This is a genomic window from Nocardia sp. NBC_00881, from assembly GCF_045207455.1.
GTDB lineage: Bacteria > Actinomycetota > Actinomycetes > Mycobacteriales > Mycobacteriaceae > Nocardia.
Genome location: NZ_CP108798.1, coordinates 277752 through 298838, shown reverse-complemented (window position 1 = coordinate 298838; position 21087 = coordinate 277752). Strand labels below are relative to the sequence as shown.

Genomic DNA, 21087 nt, shown 5'->3' with positions numbered 1-21087 from the left:
ACCGGCCGGGAATCCGAGACCCCCGCGACCGTTCAGCAAACCCTCTTTCGCTGAATCATTCGAAGGAAACCCATGAAGACAAGAACAAGACTCCAGGCCGCAGTGGCCGGCTTCGCCCTCCTGGTTGCCCTGAGTGCGTGTAGCACTGTCGACAGCGATGGGGCAGCGGGCTCGACGTCGAATACGGCCGATATCTCCGAGGGCGTGCAGCCGGACGCCGCCGCGGTCGCACTGCTGCCCGCCTCATACAAAGACAAGGGCGAACTGACGGTGGCGATGGACCTCCACTACCCGCCGACCACCTTCTTAGCCGATGACAACACCACTGCGATCGGCCTCAACCCAGACGTCGCCCGCCTGGTCGCCAAGAAGCTCGGACTGAAGATCAAGTTCGCGAACACCAGTTTCGACGCCATCATTCCCGGCATCGAGGGCGACCGATACGACTTCACCGCCACGTCCATGTCACCCACACCCGAGCGGCTCGAGGTCCTGGACATGATCGACTACTTCGATGCGGGGGTGTCCGTGGCCGCTGCCGCCGGAAACCCGCTGGGCCTGAGCAATGACAATCTGTGCGGCAAGAACATCGCCGTGACAAAGGGCTCCAACGCGCAGCTCAAGCACCTACCCAACATCTCCGAATGGACGTGCGTGTCCCAAGGAAAGCCGGCGATCAATGGCATCACCCTGCCCAACGTCCAGGAAGCGCTGACCCAGCTGGCCTCCAAGCGGGTCGACGGTGTCTTCTACGACACCGCGGCCCTGGTGTGGGCAGAAAAGCGCCAACCCAACGCCATCACCGTCCTCACCCCCCAGGTCGACACGCACACGGAGCACATCGTCACCGTCGCCCTCAAGAAGGGATCGCCGCTGACTCCCGCCTTGCAGGCAGCCGTCCAGTCTGTCCTCCACAGCCCCGAATACCAGGCCTCCCTGTCCAACTGGGGTCTTACCGCGGGCGGCGTTACCGAAGCCAAGCTCAACTAGGGAAACACCATGGTGCAACCGACTACCCACGGAAGTAACGCGATAATGAACGGGATGGACCCTGCCCTCAAACCGAGGCTTCGGCGGCGAAGTGCGTTCGAGTACACGACTTGGGTGGTGTGCATACTGCTCGCCCTGGGGATACTCGTCTCGGTCTCGATCAATCCCAACTTTCAGTGGGAAGTGGTCGCCAAATACTTCACCCATGAATCAATCCTGCGCGGGCTGGTCCTGACGATCTACCTGACGGTTGTCAGCATGGTCCTCGGCACGCTGCTAGGGCTGATCTTGGCGATCATGCGGTCCTCGAGCATCAAACCGATTGCCGCAACGGCAGGGATATACATCACCTTCTTTCGCGGCACACCGGTGCTGGTACAGCTCATCTTCTGGTTCAACATCGCCGCGCTGTACCCGAACCTGTCGATCGGCGGCATGGGCATCGACGTCAATGCCCTCATCACCCCCATCACGGCCGCGGTTATCGGCCTGACGCTCAATGAAGCGGCGTACATGGCGGAGATCATCCGCGGCGGGTTCTCCTCGGTAGGCAAGGGCCAGATCGAGGCCGCTGACTCATTGGGAATGAGCGGCGCGATGAAGATGCGCAAGATCATCATTCCCCAAGCGATGCCCTCGATCATTCCGGCAACCGGAAACCAGGTCATCGGAATGTTCAAGGAGACATCACTCGTCAGCGTTCTCGGCGTCGCGGAGCTGCTCCAAAGCGCGCAACTCATCTACGCACGCACCTACGAGACCATACCCCTGCTGATCGTCGCCAGCCTGTGGTACCTCGTGATGACCCTGATTCTGAGCTACCCGCAATCCCAGCTCGAGAAGAAGTACTCCCATTCAGCTTCCAGGCTTCCCCGGAAAGCTAAGAACGTTCTGCTGACAGACCCGGAAGGTATTGCCCGATGACTTGCGACGGTACGATCCACGGCCGGGGAATCCGTAAATCCTTCGGCTCCAAAACGGTTCTGCAGAACATCGATCTCGATATCGCCAGCGGCGAGATCTGTTGCATCATCGGCCCCAGCGGCTCCGGAAAATCGACATTGCTGCGCTGCGTCAACGGCCTCGAAACCATCGATCTCGGAGTATTGAAGGTCAACGGAGAACACTTCGGCTACTACGAGACCGACACCGCATTCCATGCCCTGAGCCGCAAACGCCTGGCCGAACAGCGCACCAAGGTCGGCATCGTTTTCCAACAGTTCAACCTGTTTCCCAACATGACCGCTGCCGAAAACATCATGGCCGGCCCCGTACTGGTCAAGCGCGGCGACAAACAGCAGGCCGCCGATCAAGCAAAGCAGCTGTTGGCGAGCGTGGGACTGAGCGGGTTCGGCGGCCACTATCCCGCGCAGCTGTCCGGAGGACAGCAGCAGCGCGTAGCGATCGCGCGAGCGTTGGCCATGAATCCACAGATCATGCTGTTCGACGAGCCGACCAGCGCCCTGGACCCCGAAAAAGTCGGTGAAGTCCTCGCCGTCATGCAGGACCTGGCTCAAAAGGGCATGACCATGGTCGTGGTCACCCACGAAATGGGATTCGCGCGCGAAGTCGCCGACACCCTGCTTTTCATGGACGAGGGCTGCATCATCGAACGCGGAGACGCCCGCGAAGTCCTTGCCCATCCGAAGGAACGCCGGACCCAGGCTTTCCTCGAAAAGGTACTGTGACGATGGACGGACAACTTGCCGTCATCGGCCTGGGCAGCATTGGCAGCATGGCATTGTGGCAAGCGTCCCGCGCGTCCGACTCGGTGGTCGGATTCGAGGCGCAATCGCCGGGCCATGCCCGCAGCGCCGGCGGCGGTGACACACGCCTGTTCCGCATGCTGTATCGCGGAACGCCGAACTACTACCCCATCCTGAAACGCTCCCGCCGTCTCTGGGCCGAACTCGAGGCCGACTCGGGTCAGCACATCCTGACCCGTTGCGGCGGACTGTCGATCGGAACGGTGGACGGTCCGTATCTTCCGAGCCTGCTCGAAACCACCCGGTTGAACGGAGCTGACCACGAAATACTGAGCCGCGAGGCGATGGCCGAGCGGTACCCGCAACACAACCTGCGGCCGGACGGCCGAGCGGTGTTCGATCCCCATGCAGGCGCCCTGCGGACCGACCGCGCAGTCACTGCAGCGGTGGCCGCCGCACAGGCGAACGGGGCAACGGTACTCACCAACACTGCGATCGACGACGTACGCGAAGCAGACGACGGCGTCGTGGTGACAGCCGGCGCCAATTCCTGGAAGTTCGAAAAGGTCATCATCTCCTCCGGCGGCTGGTCCCAGCACCTCATGCCCGATTACCTGAAGGCAGCAACCGAAACACGCCGGATCTTCCTGTCGTGGTTCGTGGCGCGGGACGCCTCCGAATTCACGCCGGAAAAATTCCCTATCTTCATCCGCATCTCCGGAGATCGCTCCATGTACGGGGCCCCCAGCGTCGATGGGGTGACCGTCAAGGCAACCCTGGACGGTCGCGGGGCACCCACCCCGCGCGCCGAAACAGTGCCCAGGGAGCTCACGGCAGACGAGATTGCGGAGACCACCGAGACGGTCACCGAGTTCTTGCCCGGCCTTTTTCCCAATATTGTCCGCTCCGACGCTTTCCCGGACCTCTTTACCGCGGACCAGCACTCCCTTCTCGGCCCCCTGCGGGAGAACAGCGGAATCTATTGCGCCACCGGATTTTCCGGCGCCGGCTTCAAGATGGCCTCCGGCTTCGGCGAGATCGCCGCCAACGAGGCCTTGGGCACGCGGTCCTTCCGAGGGCTCGACTTCCTGCGGCCCCAACGGTTTCAGCCACCCCACCCGCGCGAGGGCTAGGGCCCTGCCGACGAGGTGCCTGACAACCGTCAGCACGCAAGGTCCCTACGGCTCGAGGTAGGTCACGTGCCGCGTGGCGAACCGGGGGTTCAGCCTCGCCACGCGGCCTTGCGACTAACCCATCAACCGGATTGTTGATTGTTGACAATTGACAATTTTCAAGAAAGAATGACTGCCATGGCAACTCTCAGCCCGGTTCTCGAGCAGGCCACCCCCGTCGTCGTCGAGTACGCGGCCGGCAGTTGGGTGTACGCGACCGACGGCAAGAAGTACCTCGACTTCACCACCGGAATCGGCGTCACCAGCACGGGGCACTGCCACCCGGATGTCGTGGCCGCGGCTCGCGAACAGGTCGGCAAGATCGTTCATGCCCAGTACACGACGGTGATGCACAAGCCACTGCTCGAGCTCACCGAGAAACTGGGCGACTTCCTGCCCGCGGGACTCGACAGTGTCTTTTACGCCACCTCCGGCTCCGAAGCGGTCGAGGCCTCGGTCCGTCTGGCACGCATGGCGACCGGACGACCCAACATCATCTCGTTCCACCGCGGATTCCACGGCAGGACGGTGGGTGCCGCCTCGCTGACCACCGCCGGCACCAAGTTCCGTTCCGGGTTCTCCCCTTTGATGGGCGGGGTGCATATCGCTCCCTTCCCCCATGCCTTCCGATACGGCTGGGACGAAGACGTAGCTGTTGCCTTCGCCCTGAAGGAACTCGATCACCTCCTGCAGACCATCAGCACCCCCGCCGACACAGCGGGCTTCATCATCGAACCCATCCTCGGCGACGGCGGCTACATCCCCACCCCCGTCACCTTCCTGCAGGGGCTGCGCGAGCGCGCCGATCTGCACGGCATCGTGCTCATCGTGGACGAAGTCCAGGCAGGCGTGGGGCGCACCGGGAAGTTCTGGGGACACGACTGGGCCAGGATCAGGCCGGATGTCGTCATCACCGCGAAGGGTTTGGCCAGCGGATTCCCCATCTCCGCGATCGCCGCCCCCACCGAGCTGATGGCCAAGGCATGGCCGGGCTCCCAGGGCGGCACGTATGGAGGAAACGCGGTCGCCGCCGCCGCGGGCGTCGCAACGCTGGGCGTGATCGAGCGCGAGAACCTGGTGTCCAACGCCCAGATTCGAGGCGAGGAGTTGCGCGCGGGCCTGGAAAGCCTCCGGACCGACTTCGCCGGGATCGGGAACATCCGCGGCCGCGGCCTGATGCAGGGCGTCGAGTTCACCACCGCTGACAATGCTCCCGATGCGGCGATGGCACTGGCCGTGCAACAGGCCGCTGTCACCGAAGAACTGCTGCTTCTCACCTGCGGTCCGTACGGCAATGTCATCCGCATCATTCCGGCGCTCAATGTCACCGGCGACGAAATCCAAAACGGCCTGAACAAATTCACCCAGGCGCTGAAGACGGCCACCACATAGACACACATCCCCCATGGTTCCGCCGGCGACGGACTCCCCTCCGGACCGGCGGAACCCATCTCCCTCGATCACCGAAAGTGTCACATGAGCCCTTCCTTGGACCCCTCCACCTTCCACACGGACCTGTTCATCGATGGTGTCTGGCGGAAAGCCACGGGCGCAGCCACCTTCACCGTGGAAAACCCGGCAACGCAGGAAGTCATCGCCGAGGTGGCCGACGGCGGGCTCGACGACGCCCTCGATGCCATCGCCGCGGCCGGTCGCGCGCAAGCGACGTGGCGCACATCCACCCCTCGGGAACGGGCGGACATCCTGCGCCGCGCCTTCGACCTGGTCATTGCCAACACCGACCGGCTGGCCGCCATCATGACCGCCGAGATGGGCAAGCCTCTTGCCGAAGCCAAGGGCGAAGTGGCCTACGGCGCCGAGTTCCTGCGGTGGTTCTCCGAGGAGGCCATTCGTATCGGTGGAGACCACACCACCTCCGTTGACGGCAACACCCGAATCCTGATCAGCAAGGAACCGGTCGGGCCGTGTGTGTTGGTGACGCCGTGGAACTTCCCGCTGGCAATGGGTGCCCGTAAGATCGCCCCGGCCATTGCCGCCGGGTGCACGATGGTCTTCAAACCGGCGGAACTGACACCCCTGACCTCTCTGGCCTTGGTGGAGATCTTCCAGCAGGCCGGCCTTCCCGACGGCGTTCTCAACGTCGTCACGACGTCCGATGCCGCCAGCGTGGTGGAGCCATGGATGAGCAGCGGGATCGCACGCAAGGTCAGCTTCACCGGGTCCACCGAGGTCGGCAAGATCCTGTTGCGTCAGGCAGCGGAGAACGTTATGCGCTCCTCCATGGAACTGGGAGGCAACGCCCCCTTCATCGTCCTGGCAGACGCAGACGTGGACCGGGCCGTCGACGGCGCCATGAAGGCCAAGATGCGGAACATGGGCGAGGCATGCACAGCCGCGAACCGCTTCTTCGTACACCGCTCCCTGGCAGAGGAATTCGGGGAGAAGCTGGCCAAGAGAATGGCCGAACTACAGGTAGGCAACGGCGCGGTGGAAGGAACCGAGGTCGGTCCCCTCATCGAACAGGCAGGACTGGACAAAGTCGACGGTCTGGTCGCCGACGCCGTCGCCAAGGGTGCCCGCATCCTGACCGGCGGAAGCCGACCGCAGGGTCCCGGGTACTTCTACACACCAACGGTCCTGACGGATGTCCCCCTGGATGCGGAACTGATGAGAACCGAAATCTTCGGGCCAGTCGCGGCAATCACACCCTTCGACGGGGAGGACGAAGCGGTGCACCTGGCAAACGACACCGACTGGGGGCTCGTCGGATATGTGTTCACCGAAAGTGTCGACAAAGCCATGCGGTTCTCCTCCGCGCTGGAAGTAGGAATGGTCGGCCTTAATACAGGCCTCGTGTCGAATCCAGCAGCGCCGTTCGGCGGCGTCAAGCATTCCGGACTGGGACGCGAAGGCGGCAAGATCGGAATCGACGAGTTTCTCGAGTACAAGTACACCGCAATAGCGCATTAGATCGCTCTGCGCCGATGACTGAATCAAGGGAGTTCGCATGGCGACACCCGAGGGACCGCTTGTATTAGATGGACGACCCACTGCACAATTGATTGCCGATCACCTGCGGGAACAAATCATCCAAGGGGACTTCCGTCCCGGTCAGCAGATCAACGAATCTGTTCTGGCAGGTCAGCTGCGCACATCCAGGGGACCAGTCCGCGAAGCACTGCAGCGGCTGGCCCAGGAGGGAATCCTCGTCAGCTTGCGGAACCGCGGTGTTTTCGTGCCGGAGCTGTCGATCGACGATATCAAAGAGATCTACGCCGTCCGCGAGGCAGTGGAATCAGCCTCCGCAAATATCCTCCTGGCCGCCGGACAAGAACAAATCAACCGCACTTGCCAGTCGCTGAAAGAAACTTTGACAGAAATGGCGACGCAGGTTGCTTTGTCGGACTGGCAAGCACTCACCCGACTGGATATGAAATTCCATACCTCATTTGTCGAAAGGACAGGAAACTCGCGTTTGATCCGGATTTACGACACGCTCGTAGCTGAATCGAGAATGTGCATTCTCAACCTCCGAGTTTCCTATCCGCGAGTGGACGTTCTGGTCCAGGAACACCAGAATCTCCTGGACTTGCTGGAAGCCGGCGATAACGAAGGACTTCAGCAGGCGATCAGTCGTCACATGCGCAAGGCCGTTGACGATCTCACCACAACAACGCACCAGAATTGACTGGGCCCAGGACCGGGACCGCGGGGATTGGCACTGCTCCGATCTATCGGCGCGGGTAGGCCACGGTGTACGGCGTGCCACTGAGGTGTAGGCTTGCCAACTGTCAACATGTCGACAAAGGCGGCAATAACCATCCATCAGGAGGTGCGACGGGACTTTGACCAACTTCGAGATCGGTACTGTGGGCCTGCCCAGCCAACGGGGCGCCCGTCGCAGAACGTCATCGACAAGCGACTCGGATACGGTCACATCCTTGATCCACCACAGTTGACGGTGCACCGGGAAAGCAGCAGTAGATGTCAGGTATCGACAACATGGTTCCCATGCCTCTTCGGGTCACCTCTGCGGTGATCGCGGAACAGCTGCGGGAACGGATCCTCGAGGGCAGCTTCGCACCGGGTGAGCAGATCAGCGAGGCACAGCTGGCCGCTCGGCTGAAGATGAGCCGTGGTCCCGTCCGAGAGGCCGTGCAGCGCCTCGCCCAGGAGGGACTCCTGGTCAGCCACCGCAACCGAGGCGTGTTCGTCGTCGAGCTCGACGTCGCCGACATCGAGGACATTTACCGTAGTCGGCGCGCCGTTGAGAAGGAAGCGGCGAGCACCGTGTATGAACGCGGAATTCCAGCCGGACTCGCGGCTCGTCTCGAAGAAATCCTGGGAAACATCGCACAATACATGGACGCCGGCGACTGGCCGAAACTGGCCCGCGAGGACCTCTATTTCCACGAAACGATGGTCGAAGCCGCGCAAAGCCCACGGCTGATCCGAATGTTCTCCACGCTGGCCGCCGAGACCATGCTGTGCATGTCGGCTTTCGACGAGCGGTACATCCGGCCGCCTACAGCGGTCGAGGAACACCAGAGGTTGCTCGACCGGCTGCTGGGGGGCGATCTCGCCGAGATGCTGGCGGAGATCGATCGGCACTTGACTCACGCGGTCGACTCGCTGACCAGTGCACGCCGGGAGCGGGACGGCGACGAAGCAACGAACGTGTAGCCGCGTCGTTCTCACCCGCTGCGCGGCAATCACGGAGTCGCTCTCGCGAATCAGCCATCAGAAACTCCTCGTCCGTCGTGATGAACAGCGGGCTGATCTACACGGCGTTGCCGCCAACGTTAGGCATTCGACGAGATACCAGTCACCGGCTGTGAATTGTGATTTGCGGACCGATGGTCACAGTCGTCGTGCTTCCGCCCGGTGCTATTCGCCGAGCGGAAGGAAGACGGGCAGGCCGCCGGTCTGTTGCGGCTCCACCTTCTGAAGAAGGGACCGAGTGGCTTGCATCCAGGTCCCGCCGCCATGAAGTTCCCGCAGGCCGATGGCGCGGTGCAGGAAAGCATGCGGGCGGCGTGGGAAACCAGTCGTTTCCCACAGCCTGCATTGCGACTTCGCTGTCGCAGCGCGCGATGTACGACGAACATAGGATAGCGATCGACGAGCGGGCCGGAATTGGCACGTTACGCGCCTGAGGGAGCTTGTCCGGTGAGGGTGCGGTACAGCCAGGCCGCTGCATCCGGCTCGGTGTCGAACCGCTCGCGCACATCGTATTTCCCGCGCTCGTAAGCGCCGACCTCCCAGTCGCCGCGTGTTCCCTTCCGGAGGAACCAGAAGTCGGTCGGGAGCGGATCGTGAGTATGGGTGCCCGAGATCTGGAACGATTCCGGGGGTAGTCCGGCCGCCAGCAACGCAGCGTTGAGTTGCTTACGGTCCATGTCAGGCAGGCCTTTCTTCGACGAGGTATCCGTTCTGCAGTAGCCACGTGACGCTCAGTGCCGATCCGGCTTCGGGGAGGTGCGTGGCCTGTAGGAGGAATTGGGTTCCACCACCGGGTTGCTCGAACCATGCGGCGATCGGACCCGCCTCGACCTTGAACGGTTTGAGAACACAGTAGAGGTGGTAGTTGCTCGGTGGAGTTCCCGTGGGCGTGTTGAGGTTCTGCGGCGGCAGCGCCCGCGCTTCGAACTGATCATTTGCTGGTGCGAGGAAACGTCCACCTGGGTAACCGAACCGGTCGATCCGCTTGCCGGGCGGCAATTCCTGCGGGTGCCGCACGGCCTGCCCACCGATCACCTGGAATCCGTCCTCAGGAGGGTAGATCCAGCCGGAGTCGTGGCGGTACTTGGCCACGAAGTCATCCGCGGTGAGCCCGCCAAACCGCTGGTACCCGATCAGCAGCGGCTGTACCGGCAGACCCTGTGGGAGCGGATCGGGGCCGAGATACTGCCGATTCGGGTCGTAGAAGCTCGTCGTCGGTGGTGCGTTATCCGGAATTGCTGGGGTGCAGGTCGGCTTCGCAGGCCCTGGTTGGGCAGGTGCCGTCCACGGTTGTCCGACCAGAAGCATTAGTGAGGTGAAGGTCGCGGTGATGAAAGATCGGTAGCGCACGATACCCCCAAAGCGCTTGAAAGTAGTTACAGCTCAGAGGATAAGGCCGATCAGTACCTGCCACATGCGGTTCGAGAGCATCTGGGGTCTTGGACCGGCGGGCCGCTGAGGTGTCGACACGAGCCTTGCGAATCGGCCTTCCGACCCGAGGACGCGCACACGTCGGTGCAGCGACGCGGGAGTGTCGGTGCACAAGAATGGCTGTAGTGCGATATCGGCGAGCGGTGGCGAAGGCCGCGGGAATCGGCGCAGAAGTCCGAGTCTCGCCGAGCCGGACGCGAAGGCGTTACAGCCTCGTTCCTCGAAGTGTGCCGCTGCCGGGAGCGTCTGGGAGACTCACCGTGCTGACCCTCGTCGTCCACGGTACCGACGACCCGTTCTTTCCGTACGGCAACGGACAGGCCGTGGCTCGAGAGATCCCCGGCGGCCCACTTGCTCGCCGCCCTGGTAGCGCAACACCCGGCCAGGTGACCACCGTAAAACGGAACCGTCCGCCGCCAACCGATTCCAGCAACCGCACCCGCTCCATAATTCGCCTGTGACCCACCGCCCACGGGGCAACAGCAAACCTTGTGTTTATGGTCGTCAGGTCAAATGTCCAGCGCTTACACGACATCATCCCATGACTTACACACATCCGAAACATATCAGCAACAGAATCCTTTTAGGTTCATGGTGTCCATCCGACGATCGAGATCACGAGGTAGCAGAATGAACAACGATGGTGGGCTCGACGCCGCTCAAACGCTGGAGCAAGGTCTCGGACGCCGTGGTTTTCTGCGAGCCGTCGCGGCGATCAGTGGTGGTGTAGGGGTCGCAGGTGCCGCCGCCGCGTGCTCACACGGTTCCGGAGCAGGGGTTTCGACGGCATCGACTTCTCCTGTCGGCGTGCTGCAGCCAGGCAGGGGCAACGTCCCTGGCGCTCACTACCTGCGCTCGAATCCCGATGAGGTGCTGTGGGGATATGTGCCGACGGTGCACAGCACTCCAGTCATGCGGATAAAGTCCGGCGAAACGGTGACCATCGACAGCATTTCCCACGAGGGCATCCTCGAGGACCAGGGCCGTAATCCTGTGGAGTACTTCGGTAGCAAAGGAGTGGCGGCGTCGGACGTACTGGAGGACGCCATCGCGGTTGCCGCCGAGTACAACCGTACCCCGCGCTCCTTCGACAAGGACGGCCCGCACGTGGTGACCGGTCCGATCTTCGTCCAAGACGCCCGCCCCGGTGACGTTCTCAAGATCGAGACGCTCGAGGCCACCCCACGCGTTCCATACGGAGTGGTATCCAGTCGGCACGGGAAAGGCGCGCTCGGGGTCACCGCCGATCGTGCCGCGCCAGCAGGCATTTCGCTGGACGAGGTGATGCCGCCGATCGCAAGCGACGGCCGCGCGAACGGCACCCCGACCGAATACGGCAATGTCTCGACCTTCACCGCGATCGAGGACGGACACGGGGTGCTGCCCGTCGGTGACAAATCCAAGGTGCGATTTCCCTTGCGGCCCTTCATGGGAATGATGGGCGTGGCGTTCGCGAGTGACACAGATCCAACCTCACCGAACGCGAATTCGATCCCACCGACCCTCGGCGGCGGCAACATCGACATCCGCCAGCTCGGCATCGGATCAGCGTTCTATCTTCCCGTTTTCGCGGACGGCGCACTGTTCTATGTCGGCGATCCGCACATGTCGATGGGCGACGGCGAGGTCTCGCTCACGGCCATGGAAGGGTCGCTGCGGGGAACATTTCGACTGACGGTGTGCAAGCCTGGCTCCGGCGACGCGCCGTCGGTCGCCTTCCACTATCCGTTCGCTGAAACCGACGAGTCGTGGATCCCCATCGGCCTGTCCGATCCCAACGGCGCCGTCGACGGCCAGATCAGCGATCTCAACGTCGCAATGCGCCGTGCGGTCGTCAACGCGCTCGACTTCCTCGAACACGATCGCGGCATGGACCGCGCCACCGCCTACGCGTACCTCTCCGCCGCCGCGGACTTCACCGTTTCACAGGTCGTGGACCGTACAGTCGGCGTCCACGGGCTGATCTCCAAATCCCACTTCGTCTGAGACCGACCCCCCGAAGTCACGAACCGCACGCAACGCCAGCATCGCCCGGACCCCGTCGCCCCCAACGGCCATATGCGTTGGAGGATCGATGAGTTCCGCTCGGACGGCGACCACCGACGAGGACATCGAGGACGACACGGCGAAAGAAGCCGAGATCCGCTTCTTGGATGCCTTCGCCGCTCGCGTCGCGGCCGAAGGCATCGAGGCGGGCTGGGCGCCGATCTTGGCCGGGTTCCCGCCTGTCGTCGGTGCGATGGTGCGTGACGCCATACCCCGATCGGATCCGGCCAGCATTGTCGCCGCTGCGGCGATAGGCCGGGACCGATCCTTCCGCAACGTTGCCGAACTGGCCGCGATCACCGCGCCGACGCTGGTGTTTTCTGGATCGGATGCGCGTCACCCCACCGCACTTGCCGGCGAGGTCGCCCGGATACTGCCCCATGGCCGCTTGGCGTCGGAGGCAATATCGAGTGACTTGCACACCGCCGAAGACCTCGCGCGCGTGACCGCCCCCGCCCTTCGAGAATTCCTCGACGAGATCACCCAGGCCTAGCCGGGGACACCTCTATGTATGGTCGGGACGAAGAAACGGGTGGAGCAGTGCGTAGGTTTCCCCAGGCAGGTCATCGTGCAGTGAATGACCGCCGCCGACCAAGACGTGAGCCTGCACCCGTGGCAGCTGGGAGGTGAACCGCTCGACGAGTTCGACCGGGAAGTACCGGTCCTCGGTCCCATAACAGCAGGACAGGCGTGTCGACCAGCGGCAGATTACGTTCGGTATCGCTCCATCGCACTGATCGCTCGACTCGCAGCATGTCTGCGAGCCGGGCTGCTCGTCCGTCGGGTGTTCGCATCATCTGCACGTAGTCTCCGATCCGATCGGCGGGCACGCTGGCGTGGTCGGCGAAGGACTTTCGGAGCATATGTCGCACCGACGCTGTGGATGTGAGGCGAACGATGATCTCGCCGACGAGAGGCAGTCTCAGGAGCCGGAATTCCCACACGTCCGCCACATCCACACCGGCTGGCGCGATCAGCGTCATTCGACTCCACTCGATCATGGTGGGTCCGGGCGAATCGGAGGGCAAAGCCCCCGCCCCACGAATGGCCGACGACGGCAGCGCGTTCCACGCCGACGGCATCGAGGAAGTGACCTATCGACGCGACAACCGCATCTGTGCCGAACGGGCCTGACCTCTCGACGATTTCGGTCCGGCCTTGACCGGGCGGGTCTGCCACGAAGACGGTGTGCCCGTGCGCGAATTCCTTGATCATCGCGGCGAAGGTCAGTTCCAGCCGCCGCTGCCGGGAATCAGCAGCACCGGCGGTCGCCCCGCGTGACCTCGGCCGGACCATCACCCTCGGCGCCGACCTCGCCGTCGCGGGCAGCTACGACCCGCAGCCGGCACCCGCGCACGCCCGGACGGTTGTCGTGGATGGTTACGAGGTTGCACTGCACCGGGATCTGATCCCTGGTGGGGGCCGACTGCTCACGCTGACCGTGCGAAAGGACGGCGTGGCTGTCACCGATCTGCAGCCCTACCTCGCTGCATACGGGCATCTGGTGGTGCTGCGCACAGGCGACCTTGCCTACGTCCACGTCCACCCGAACGGCGAGCCCGGCGACGGCGTGACCGCCCCCGGCCCCGACATCACCTTCCACACGGAGTCGAAGTCCGGGCCGGACAACGCGGTCAGCGACGCCATCTGCTCCTGCGACATCATGCCGGCATTCTGTGATGGCGGCATTCCGTGGTCATCGGCCGGTTCGTAGATCGCAGGCGTGAAGATTCGTCAGCCTGACCCTGCGCCCGGTGTGGCGAACATTGCGATGTCATCCAGGGAGTCGTCGGACCCCAGCGGACTTCGGATCCTCCGGAAGGTCGCGGGGTGGGAACGACACGGTCGCGGACGATGTGATGGACTTCAGGGTGAGTGTCTTCGGTGCCGGCGTCGTCGACGGCCCAGGGGACGGCGGTACTGAACGATCGCTGGTCTTCATCGTTTCACTCGGCAGCAAACACGAACGACATTACGGCCTGATAGCGCTCGATTCAGTCGTCCCCGAAACAGCCCGGTAGATCCTCGGCCGTGTCTGTACCCGCACAGCGCCGGTCTGTGCGCGGCTGGCCGATCGTCACCGGGTGATCGACGACGCCAGCCGACCAGATCGACATCACCGGTGCCAGATCGGGATTGGCCGGAGCCGAAGCGATCCGCACGTCATCGACAACGGGCATTTCCAGTTCTACGGCTAAATCACCTTGCCTGAGATGATCGGATAGTTCCGAATTGTGTCACAAACGATCTCCTCTTTCACCGGGATGATGGCGAGCCACCACTCCACTGATCCCAAATCCCAACTACCCCGGCGAGGGCCGGAACTCGGAGTCGGCGTTCGACTTGCCCGGAAGGCTCGGATGCACTCGCACCAGGAAAATTCGGGAATCAAGCGGAGGTAAATTCTGCGCCTCGCACGCTCGGATGCCGTCTACCGCAAATATTCTCGGCACAGACGAGAATGGCCGACGGCGAGGCGCCGACGGCTCGCGGACTCCCCCTTTCACGCGTAGCGAGAGAAGCCGACGATGACACGGTCCACTGTTCCCGACCCGACTACGCACACACCGCCCTCCGCCGGTGTCCGGCCCGGCCTGATCCGCGATCCCTTCCGCTTCGTCATGGACGCTGCCGCGCGCCATGACGGCTTGGTGCGGATCGGGGCAGGACCACTGGAAACCTATATCGTGAGCCACCCCGAGTATGTGCGCCGGATCCTGGTAACCAACGCCGCGAACTATGTCAAGGGTTCGCTGATGAAACCGTTCCGCACCGCGCTCGGCAACGGGCTCGTCACCAGTGAGGGCGAGCACTGGAAGCGACAGCGGCGCCTGATGCAACCAGCCTTTCACGCCGCGCAGCTGCGGACGATGGAAGGACATATCACCGCGTGTGTCGAGCGTGCCGTGCAGCGCTGGGAATCCGCGGCCGACGCGGGCCGGGCGGTGAACTTTCTCGACGACTGCATCGAACTCAACGTCGAGATCGTGCTGGGGGTACTGTTCAGCACGTCGATCGATACGGCGCGAGCGGAGCGGCTGCGCGAACTCACTTCCCAAGTGTTCGTGGGACTCTCATCGAAGGTATGGACGTTCTTCCTGCCCGGCTGGTTCCCGATGCCTGGCGCGGTCCGGTATCGCCGCGCGGTGGCGGCACTGGACGCCGAGGTGTACGCGCTCATCGAGGAGCGGCGCGCCGCGGATGCCGAAACCGACGATCTCCTCGGATTGTTGCTGGACGCCGTGGATGCCGAGACCGGGGCGGGAATGAGCGATCGGCAGCTGCGCGACGAGATATTCACCCTCTTCATGTCCGGATACGAGACGACGGCCACCGGATTGACCTGGTCTGCTTACGAGCTCGCTCGAAACCCGGAGGTGGTGGCGGCGATGGCAGCCGAGCTCGATCGGGAGACAACCGGTGTGATCCCCACGTTCGCCGAGCTGCCGCGTCTCGAGTACGGAAAGCGCGTCATAGATGAGGCGTTCCGGCTGCACCCGGCGTTCCCGATCTGGTTCCGCAGCACCGTGGAACCAGATTTGCTCGGCCCCTATCAGCTGCCCGCAAACGCCAAGATCGTAATCAATCCCCATATCACGCACCGTGATCCGCGATTCTGGGACGATCCCGAGACATTCGATCCGCAACGCTTCACCACCGAGCGGTTCGACGCTCGCACCCGGCACGCGTACTACCCGTTCGGCAAGGGTAGCCGCGTCTGCATCGGAGAACGGCTGGCGGTGACCATCACCCAGATGGTGCTGAGCGCGTTCACGCGCCGGTTCCAGTTCGCCGTGCAGCCGGACTTCGAGGTCGTACCCCACTATGTGGTCACCTGTCAGCCCAAAGGGGGGCTGCCACTGATCCTGCGCAACCGCTGAGCCGGTTCGAGTCGCACACGGATCTCGGCCTGAGATTGCAGTCTCGTTTGTCCAGTCCACCCTGCGGATTCGTCGATGGCTCCGCCTGCGCGGCCGTTTGTTCGCGGAGCGGTGAATCGCTATTCGTCAGGAACTTTCGAGTCAGGCAAAGGTTTCGGTCGCCGCGGATTCGGTGTGGCGGTGTCCGCGCCGCAGGATGTTGTCGATAACCAGAACGCTGAGAATCAGCGCAATCTGCAGCGTCCCGTACGCGGCCGCGGTGCCGAACTCGGAGGAGTAGATGCGGTTGTAGATCTCGACCGACAGGGGCGGATAGCTGGCTGGATAGATCACGACCGAGGCGACGTACTCGCCGACACCGTCGACGAATGCCAACAGCGCACCGCCGATGATTCCCTTCGAGATCAGTGGGATGGTGATGGTGCGCAACACCATCCACCAGCTGGCACCGAGGTTGCGGGCGGCTTCTTCCAGCGACGGGTCGACGATCTCCAACGCCGCGCTGGTCGAGCGGAAGACCAGCGGCACGAACCGGATGAGGTAAGCGATCGGCAGGATCCAGAGCGTGCCGACAAGGGATACGCCGAGGTTGGACGGTTTCGGCTCGTTGAACGCGGTGACGAGGTTGAGGCCGATGATGGTGCCGGGCAGCGCCCACGGCAGCATGATCATGAAGTCGACCGAATTGCGCCCCGGCCCCCGCCAACGGGCGACGATGTAGGCACCGGCGACACCGAGCACGATGGCGCCCAGAGTCGCGAGAAAACTCATCTGGACACTGACCGAAATCGGCAGCAGACTCTCCGGATCGGTGAACAAGGCCGTGTAGTTGGCGAACGTGTAGTCCGGCGGCAGGATCTGTGTGGTCCACGAACCATCGACGGAGAACGACACCAGCACAACGGTGAGCACCGGAGCCATGAGCAGGATCGCGAGCGCCGCCGAGCCGGCTCCGGCGAGCCAACGGATCGGACCGTGGCTGACGACGCGATCGCGCTGCACGCCCTTGGAGAGGCTGCGGTGCACGCGGCGGGCCTGGTACCACTTCATCGAGACCAGGAAGAGAATTGACACCATCGCGAGCACGGTCGCTTGGGTCGCGGCCAGTTCTTGATTGCCAGCGGTTTTCGTGGCGACGATCTGCATGGTGAGGGTCTGCACGTTGTAGAGCTGCGGCGCGGTGAACGATGCCATCGAGATCATGAACGTCAAGAGCGTTCCCGATACCAGCGCGGGGGTGAGCATGGGCAGAATGACAGTGCGCCACACGCGGATCCGGTGCGCGCCCAGATTGAAGGCGGCCGACTCGAGCGAGGAATCCAACCCGGCCAGGCCCGCGGCGACCGGTAGGTAGAAGAACGGGTACATCGTGAAGATGTGCACCATGAGCACGCCGACGACGCCGTTCACCGAAACCGCGGCGGGATCGGCGTCAAGCACAAGCGACAGGCTGCGGGCAACGATCCCGGTCTCGCTGTAGAGCAACACGAACGACACGGCACCGATCAGTGGGGGCAGCGCCATCGGCAGCAGGGCGGTGGTCTCGAGGGTCCGGCGGCCGGGAAAGTCGAAGCGCGTAAGCAGGATTGCCAACAGAGTTCCGACGACGCCGCAACCCAGCACCGACCCCAGCGAGATACCGACCGACAGCAGCAGAGCGGTGCCTGAGGCTCCGCTGAGAAACGTGCCGTAATTCGTGGCGGCGCCGTCGCCATCGACGCTGACGACCGAAGTGCGGGCCATCGGGATCAGGACAAGGAACGCGAGGATGGCGAGCACCGGCGCCGCGAGCACGTAGACGAACCGGTCGCCGGAACTGCCGGGCAACCGTGGCCGGCCGATCGGCCTCCGCCGGGGGCGCCCAACGTGCGCGGTGGTCGTGGTCACGGCCGCATCAGCCATGGACGTCCGGAGGTGACGCCGACCGACGTACCGTCCCCGGTTCCCGGGCCCACGGCACTTTCGGGCACCGTGACCTGCAGGAACACATTCTCGCCGACACCGATGGTGGTGTCCGTTCCGATATCGGCTGTCGCGCTGTATCTTTTGTGCTGTCGGTCGAAAGTTATCGATGTCACGGGTACTCCGGTCGATCCGTATTCGAGCGGGTTGGTCAACCGCGGTTTTTGATGTTCTGCACCCAATAATTGACCCATCCGGACTCCTCCCGGCTCACAGTGGTCCAGTCGACCGGCATCTCGCGCAATCCCACCTCGGCCAGCCACCTCGGCTCCCTTGGCAACGCGACAGTGGAAATCTGAAAGAATTTGTCCGACAGCATGTGTTGTGTGGATGGACGGAGCAGGAACTCCATGAACAGGTCCGCTGCGTCCCTGTGCGGACCGTTCTTGATCTTGCCGACACCGTCGGGCAGCATCGGAGCACCCGACGCCGGCATCACCACCGTCAACGGCGCTCCCGCACCGCGCTGGATCAGCACGTCCTGCAAATTCCAGACGCTGACCGGCGCTTCCTGACGCCGGATCCGCAGATACAGATCGCTGGGATTGGCGACATAGTCTTTCGTGTTGCGGTCCAGGGCGCGCAGATACGCGTACCCGACCTGCGGATCGCCGGATCGCGCGATCAACGCGGAGATAATACTGCGCATCGTCCCCGATGCCGCGACGTCGCGGATCAGTAGCTTTTCCCGCATATTCGGGGTGACCAGATCGTCCCAGTCCTTCGGCGCATCGTCCGCTGTGAGCATCGTGTGGTTGTAGAAGATGATTTCGGCCGTGCGCATCTCCGCCAGCCATAGCTCGTCCGGCCCTCGGTACCGTTCTGGCACCCGCGCGACGATATCCCGGCGAGCTTCGGTCAGCACACCGGCCTGTATCCCCTGCGTGAACTGTTGCGACGTACCTCCCCACCACACATCGGCCTGCGGACGGTGCGTCTCCGCGCGGACGCGATGCACCAACTCGCTCGCCCCCAGGGTGAGTATCCGAACCCGGCCCCGAAATTCGGGATTCGCGGCCTCGAAGGCATCCACGACACTCCGCGCGATCGCTTTCGGGCGCGCGGTGTAGATAGTAAGCGCGGTGGAGTTCGGCCCCGATGCCAAGCCGCAGGCCACCAACGTCGACACCAACACGATCAGCAGAGCGAGCGCGGCCGGTCTGGTCCTCATCAGTTCGTGACGTCCTCTCACCGGCCCGCGGAGCAGCGAGCCCAAGCACGCGAACCGCAGGAAGACATGTGAGTAACCATGTTCCAAGGAATCGGGGCCGACGGGTCCCACCCCGGCAATGTGATGACAGTTTTTACAGCCGTCTGAGATTCGACGTTTCGGCCGCACATTGTCCATCCACTATCCGCACCGCGGTCGACTCGAGCCGAAGCGTCCGAGTTCCCGTGGTCTCCGGCTGATCAGGCGGCGGTGAACACCGCGCCACACGCACCGGCCCCGCCGAGCCGCGTCACCGACTCGATGTGCTCGTACCAGCTCTACGTCGGCGTCGTATTCGACGCCAACGGGATGCTGCTGGAACGGCGCCCGCCACCGACCGCCTCGGCTCCGACCTCCTGCGCTCACAGCCGACATCCCAACCGTGGGCATATAGATTTGCACAACACCGGCTTGATGCAATCAGATTTGCATTACGCTACAGGGTTGCTTCCACCACCACGAACAGGCATGTACATGAACACCCTTCAACTAACCGCGCTCACGGTCATCGCCGTGGAGATGCTCGCCATTCTGGCGGCTCTATGCTGGCCCCAGCGGGGCGGCTCGGCTCGCCGGCGGCCTATGACTCTGGATCGCCTTCGCAGACGAGAACACGGTGTTCATCGCTGACCGGCTTCCGGTGCACCCGTTCGTGGTGCCTCCACCTCAAAGTGCTGTAAGTCCTCGGATTTCACTGGACATCATGGCCTTTGGCGACCGTATTCTCTTGATGGGGAGTCGGCAGTCCCCTCATCCTGCCGACTCCCCTCCGCGCGGTGGCTGGGCTTGCAAGACGGCAAAGGCCGCCGCCTCAGCCGATCCCGCCTTCGGGTCGCCTGCCGCGTCCGCGTCGCACAACGCAACCGCGGCCCGCCGCGGATCTGCCGAGACAATCCACCAAAATTGGAGTATGCCAACACCTCCGGTATGCGATCACGATGCGCGTCGACACGATCTCGGCCGTCCACCCGGAACCCGCTCACCGGACAACGGAGAACTCGTCGCGGCGGCGCACGGTCCGCAGACCGCACGCCTGCCCGACGCCGCCACCTTCTTCCGCCATCGCCATCACGGCAAGCAAGACGAAGCCAGTGAACCACCGGGCGACCGACCGCCAGAAACCCGGTCGGCGACCGTCTTTCGCGCGGACCACTCGCAGACCGAACAGCAGTTTGGCGACACTGCCGCGGAACAGCAGGTTTCCGAACACGTGGTTGACGAACGAGCACACTAGTGCGCAACCGAGAAAGACCGGAACGAATGCAAGATCGCCGAAGTCGTAATGGAAGACACCCACCGTGATGACGGAGGAGGCACCCAGCGCAAAGAGGCCATCCGTCATCGCCGCGAAGACCAACCGCCCCTCGCCCGCCTCCTCCGGCACGTGCACCGGCCGCGGAAACGAGTATGGTTGCCGACTTCCTCCAAGACCTGGGCGTGACACACTCACCTGCGCATTGTGCCACGAACACCGTCATCGAACACCGCGTGAACGACGGGATCCCGACGCCCAGCCAGCGTTTTTACACATAGCTGAGATTCGCCCGCATGGTGCCGGAACTTCAGCGAGACGGTGCATACCGAGCCGAAATCGGCGGCACGACCGAGTCGGAGACCGAGGCACAGGAAGCGATCGAGGCGCTGACCGCACGACAGGACGGCGTCCCAAATCCGTGCCCACCGGGATGTAGGGAAGCGCCCGATCCTAAATAGGATGTAAATAGTAATCCCGTTGTTTGCCCAGCGGAGCCGCTCCCACCAGAATCTCCGCTCGGGGACCTTCCGATCCGAAGGACGACTCGGCAGCGACGACGAAGGCGTCGGGGCGAAGATCGCCGACCATCGCACACCCGGAGATGAAAGGACTGCAGCCACCCCGCCGCTCGCCATCCTCCCGGTAGTGGCCCCGCCGCGGCCTGCCTGATGAAGATCTCACGCACCTACTCGTCGAAGACCTGGCCGTAAATGCCATCGACGCCCCGTCTTCGGTGTTCTGTTGGCGATCG

General features: G+C 63.4%; 18 protein-coding genes and 1 pseudogene. 12 read left to right on the top strand and 7 right to left on the bottom strand.

What is annotated here, in order from left to right; all coding sequences use genetic code 11:
- Positions 1–72: 72 nt before the first annotated feature.
- From OH799_RS00820 to OH799_RS00785, 8 genes are all read left to right on the top strand, one after another.
- Positions 73–990 (top strand): transporter substrate-binding domain-containing protein, encoded by a 918-nt coding sequence (locus tag OH799_RS00820; RefSeq protein WP_406274272.1) that lies wholly within the window; start codon positions 73–75, stop codon positions 988–990.
- A 54-nt stretch (positions 991–1044) separates the two neighbouring features.
- Positions 1045–1914: an amino acid ABC transporter permease gene (locus tag OH799_RS00815; RefSeq protein WP_406274269.1), complete on the top strand. Its 870-nt coding sequence runs from the start codon at positions 1045–1047 to the stop codon at positions 1912–1914.
- Complete coding sequence (locus OH799_RS00810; protein WP_406274266.1) at positions 1911–2678, top strand: amino acid ABC transporter ATP-binding protein; 768 nt, start codon at positions 1911–1913, stop codon at positions 2676–2678. Before OH799_RS00815 ends, OH799_RS00810 begins: the two co-directional genes overlap by 4 nt.
- 2 nt (positions 2679–2680) lie before the next feature.
- Positions 2681–3829, top strand: coding sequence for an N-methyl-L-tryptophan oxidase (solA, locus tag OH799_RS00805; protein ID WP_406274263.1), 1149 nt, complete (start codon positions 2681–2683; stop codon positions 3827–3829).
- Between the two features lie 177 nt (positions 3830–4006).
- Positions 4007–5260 (top strand): aspartate aminotransferase family protein, encoded by a 1254-nt coding sequence (locus OH799_RS00800; protein WP_406274260.1) that lies wholly within the window; start codon positions 4007–4009, stop codon positions 5258–5260.
- 84 nt (positions 5261–5344) lie between these two features.
- Positions 5345–6799 (top strand): NAD-dependent succinate-semialdehyde dehydrogenase, encoded by a 1455-nt coding sequence (locus OH799_RS00795; RefSeq protein WP_406274257.1) that lies wholly within the window; start codon positions 5345–5347, stop codon positions 6797–6799.
- A gap of 37 nt (positions 6800–6836) precedes the next feature.
- Positions 6837–7517 carry a GntR family transcriptional regulator gene (locus OH799_RS00790; protein WP_406274254.1) on the top strand — a complete coding sequence of 227 codons (681 nt, stop codon included), beginning with the start codon at positions 6837–6839 and terminating at the stop codon, positions 7515–7517.
- A gap of 323 nt (positions 7518–7840) precedes the next feature.
- Complete coding sequence (locus tag OH799_RS00785; protein WP_406274251.1) at positions 7841–8512, top strand: GntR family transcriptional regulator; 672 nt, start codon at positions 7841–7843, stop codon at positions 8510–8512.
- 461 nt (positions 8513–8973) lie between these two features.
- Here the strand turns inward: OH799_RS00785 and OH799_RS00780 are convergent, their stop codons facing one another.
- Together OH799_RS00780 and OH799_RS00775 are read right to left on the bottom strand one after the other, a co-directional pair.
- Positions 8974–9228 carry a hypothetical protein gene (locus OH799_RS00780; protein ID WP_406274249.1) on the bottom strand — a complete coding sequence of 85 codons (255 nt, stop codon included), beginning with the start codon at positions 9226–9228 and terminating at the stop codon, positions 8974–8976.
- A 1-nt stretch (position 9229) separates the two neighbouring features.
- Positions 9230–9901, bottom strand: a complete 672-nt coding sequence (locus OH799_RS00775; protein ID WP_406274246.1) for a TNT domain-containing protein — start codon at positions 9899–9901, stop codon at positions 9230–9232.
- A gap of 711 nt (positions 9902–10612) precedes the next feature.
- On the opposite strand from OH799_RS00775, the gene OH799_RS00770 reads away from it, so the two are divergent.
- Both OH799_RS00770 and OH799_RS00765 read left to right on the top strand, forming a co-directional pair.
- Positions 10613–11968, top strand: coding sequence for an acetamidase/formamidase family protein (locus OH799_RS00770; RefSeq protein ID WP_406281693.1), 1356 nt, complete (start codon positions 10613–10615; stop codon positions 11966–11968).
- Between the two features lie 88 nt (positions 11969–12056).
- Positions 12057–12521 (top strand): hypothetical protein, encoded by a 465-nt coding sequence (locus OH799_RS00765; protein WP_406274243.1) that lies wholly within the window; start codon positions 12057–12059, stop codon positions 12519–12521.
- A gap of 215 nt (positions 12522–12736) precedes the next feature.
- On the opposite strand, the gene OH799_RS00760 is transcribed toward OH799_RS00765, so the two are convergent.
- Positions 12737–13243, bottom strand: a complete 507-nt coding sequence (locus OH799_RS00760) for an alpha/beta fold hydrolase (RefSeq protein WP_406274240.1) — start codon at positions 13241–13243, stop codon at positions 12737–12739.
- Between the two features lie 70 nt (positions 13244–13313).
- Here OH799_RS00760 and OH799_RS00755 point away from each other — a divergent pair.
- Both OH799_RS00755 and OH799_RS00750 read left to right on the top strand, forming a co-directional pair.
- Positions 13314–13646 (top strand): annotated as a pseudogene (locus OH799_RS00755) (hypothetical protein); the annotation flags it as partial.
- Positions 13647–14556: 910 nt separating this feature from the next.
- Complete coding sequence (locus OH799_RS00750) at positions 14557–15909, top strand: cytochrome P450 (protein ID WP_406274237.1); 1353 nt, start codon at positions 14557–14559, stop codon at positions 15907–15909.
- Between the two features lie 141 nt (positions 15910–16050).
- Here OH799_RS00750 and OH799_RS00745 read toward each other — a convergent pair whose 3' ends face one another.
- The 4 genes from OH799_RS00745 to OH799_RS00730 all read right to left on the bottom strand — a co-directional run bounded on the left by OH799_RS00745 (position 16051) and on the right by OH799_RS00730 (position 20471).
- Positions 16051–17796 (bottom strand): ABC transporter permease, encoded by a 1746-nt coding sequence (locus OH799_RS00745; RefSeq protein ID WP_406274234.1) that lies wholly within the window; start codon positions 17794–17796, stop codon positions 16051–16053.
- Positions 17793–17987: a hypothetical protein gene (locus OH799_RS00740; RefSeq protein WP_406274232.1), complete on the bottom strand. Its 195-nt coding sequence runs from the start codon at positions 17985–17987 to the stop codon at positions 17793–17795. The genes OH799_RS00745 and OH799_RS00740 overlap by 4 nt, the downstream gene beginning before the upstream one ends.
- A gap of 35 nt (positions 17988–18022) precedes the next feature.
- Positions 18023–19042: an extracellular solute-binding protein gene (locus OH799_RS00735; RefSeq protein ID WP_406274229.1), complete on the bottom strand. Its 1020-nt coding sequence runs from the start codon at positions 19040–19042 to the stop codon at positions 18023–18025.
- Positions 19043–20060: 1018 nt separating this feature from the next.
- On the bottom strand, positions 20061–20471 hold the full coding sequence (locus OH799_RS00730) for an RDD family protein (protein WP_406274225.1): 411 nt from the start codon (positions 20469–20471) through the stop codon (positions 20061–20063).
- Positions 20472–21087 lie beyond the last annotated feature (616 nt).

Coding starts and splice junctions, on each gene's coding strand:
- solA (WP_406274263.1), top strand. CDS start 2,681: ATGGACGGACAACTTGCCGTCATCGGCCTGGGCAGCATTGGCAGCATG.
- OH799_RS00765 (WP_406274243.1), top strand. CDS start 12,057: ATGAGTTCCGCTCGGACGGCGACCACCGACGAGGACATCGAGGACGAC.
- OH799_RS00795 (WP_406274257.1), top strand. CDS start 5,345: ATGAGCCCTTCCTTGGACCCCTCCACCTTCCACACGGACCTGTTCATC.
- OH799_RS00810 (WP_406274266.1), top strand. CDS start 1,911: ATGACTTGCGACGGTACGATCCACGGCCGGGGAATCCGTAAATCCTTC.
- OH799_RS00785 (WP_406274251.1), top strand. CDS start 7,841: ATGCCTCTTCGGGTCACCTCTGCGGTGATCGCGGAACAGCTGCGGGAA.
- OH799_RS00750 (WP_406274237.1), top strand. CDS start 14,557: ATGACACGGTCCACTGTTCCCGACCCGACTACGCACACACCGCCCTCC.
- OH799_RS00800 (WP_406274260.1), top strand. CDS start 4,007: ATGGCAACTCTCAGCCCGGTTCTCGAGCAGGCCACCCCCGTCGTCGTC.
- OH799_RS00820 (WP_406274272.1), top strand. CDS start 73: ATGAAGACAAGAACAAGACTCCAGGCCGCAGTGGCCGGCTTCGCCCTC.
- OH799_RS00735 (WP_406274229.1), bottom strand. CDS start 19,042: ATGAGGACCAGACCGGCCGCGCTCGCTCTGCTGATCGTGTTGGTGTCG.
- OH799_RS00815 (WP_406274269.1), top strand. CDS start 1,045: ATGGACCCTGCCCTCAAACCGAGGCTTCGGCGGCGAAGTGCGTTCGAG.
- OH799_RS00790 (WP_406274254.1), top strand. CDS start 6,837: ATGGCGACACCCGAGGGACCGCTTGTATTAGATGGACGACCCACTGCA.
- OH799_RS00760 (WP_406274240.1), bottom strand. CDS start 13,243: ATGATCAAGGAATTCGCGCACGGGCACACCGTCTTCGTGGCAGACCCG.
- OH799_RS00780 (WP_406274249.1), bottom strand. CDS start 9,228: ATGGACCGTAAGCAACTCAACGCTGCGTTGCTGGCGGCCGGACTACCC.
- OH799_RS00770 (WP_406281693.1), top strand. CDS start 10,613: ATGAACAACGATGGTGGGCTCGACGCCGCTCAAACGCTGGAGCAAGGT.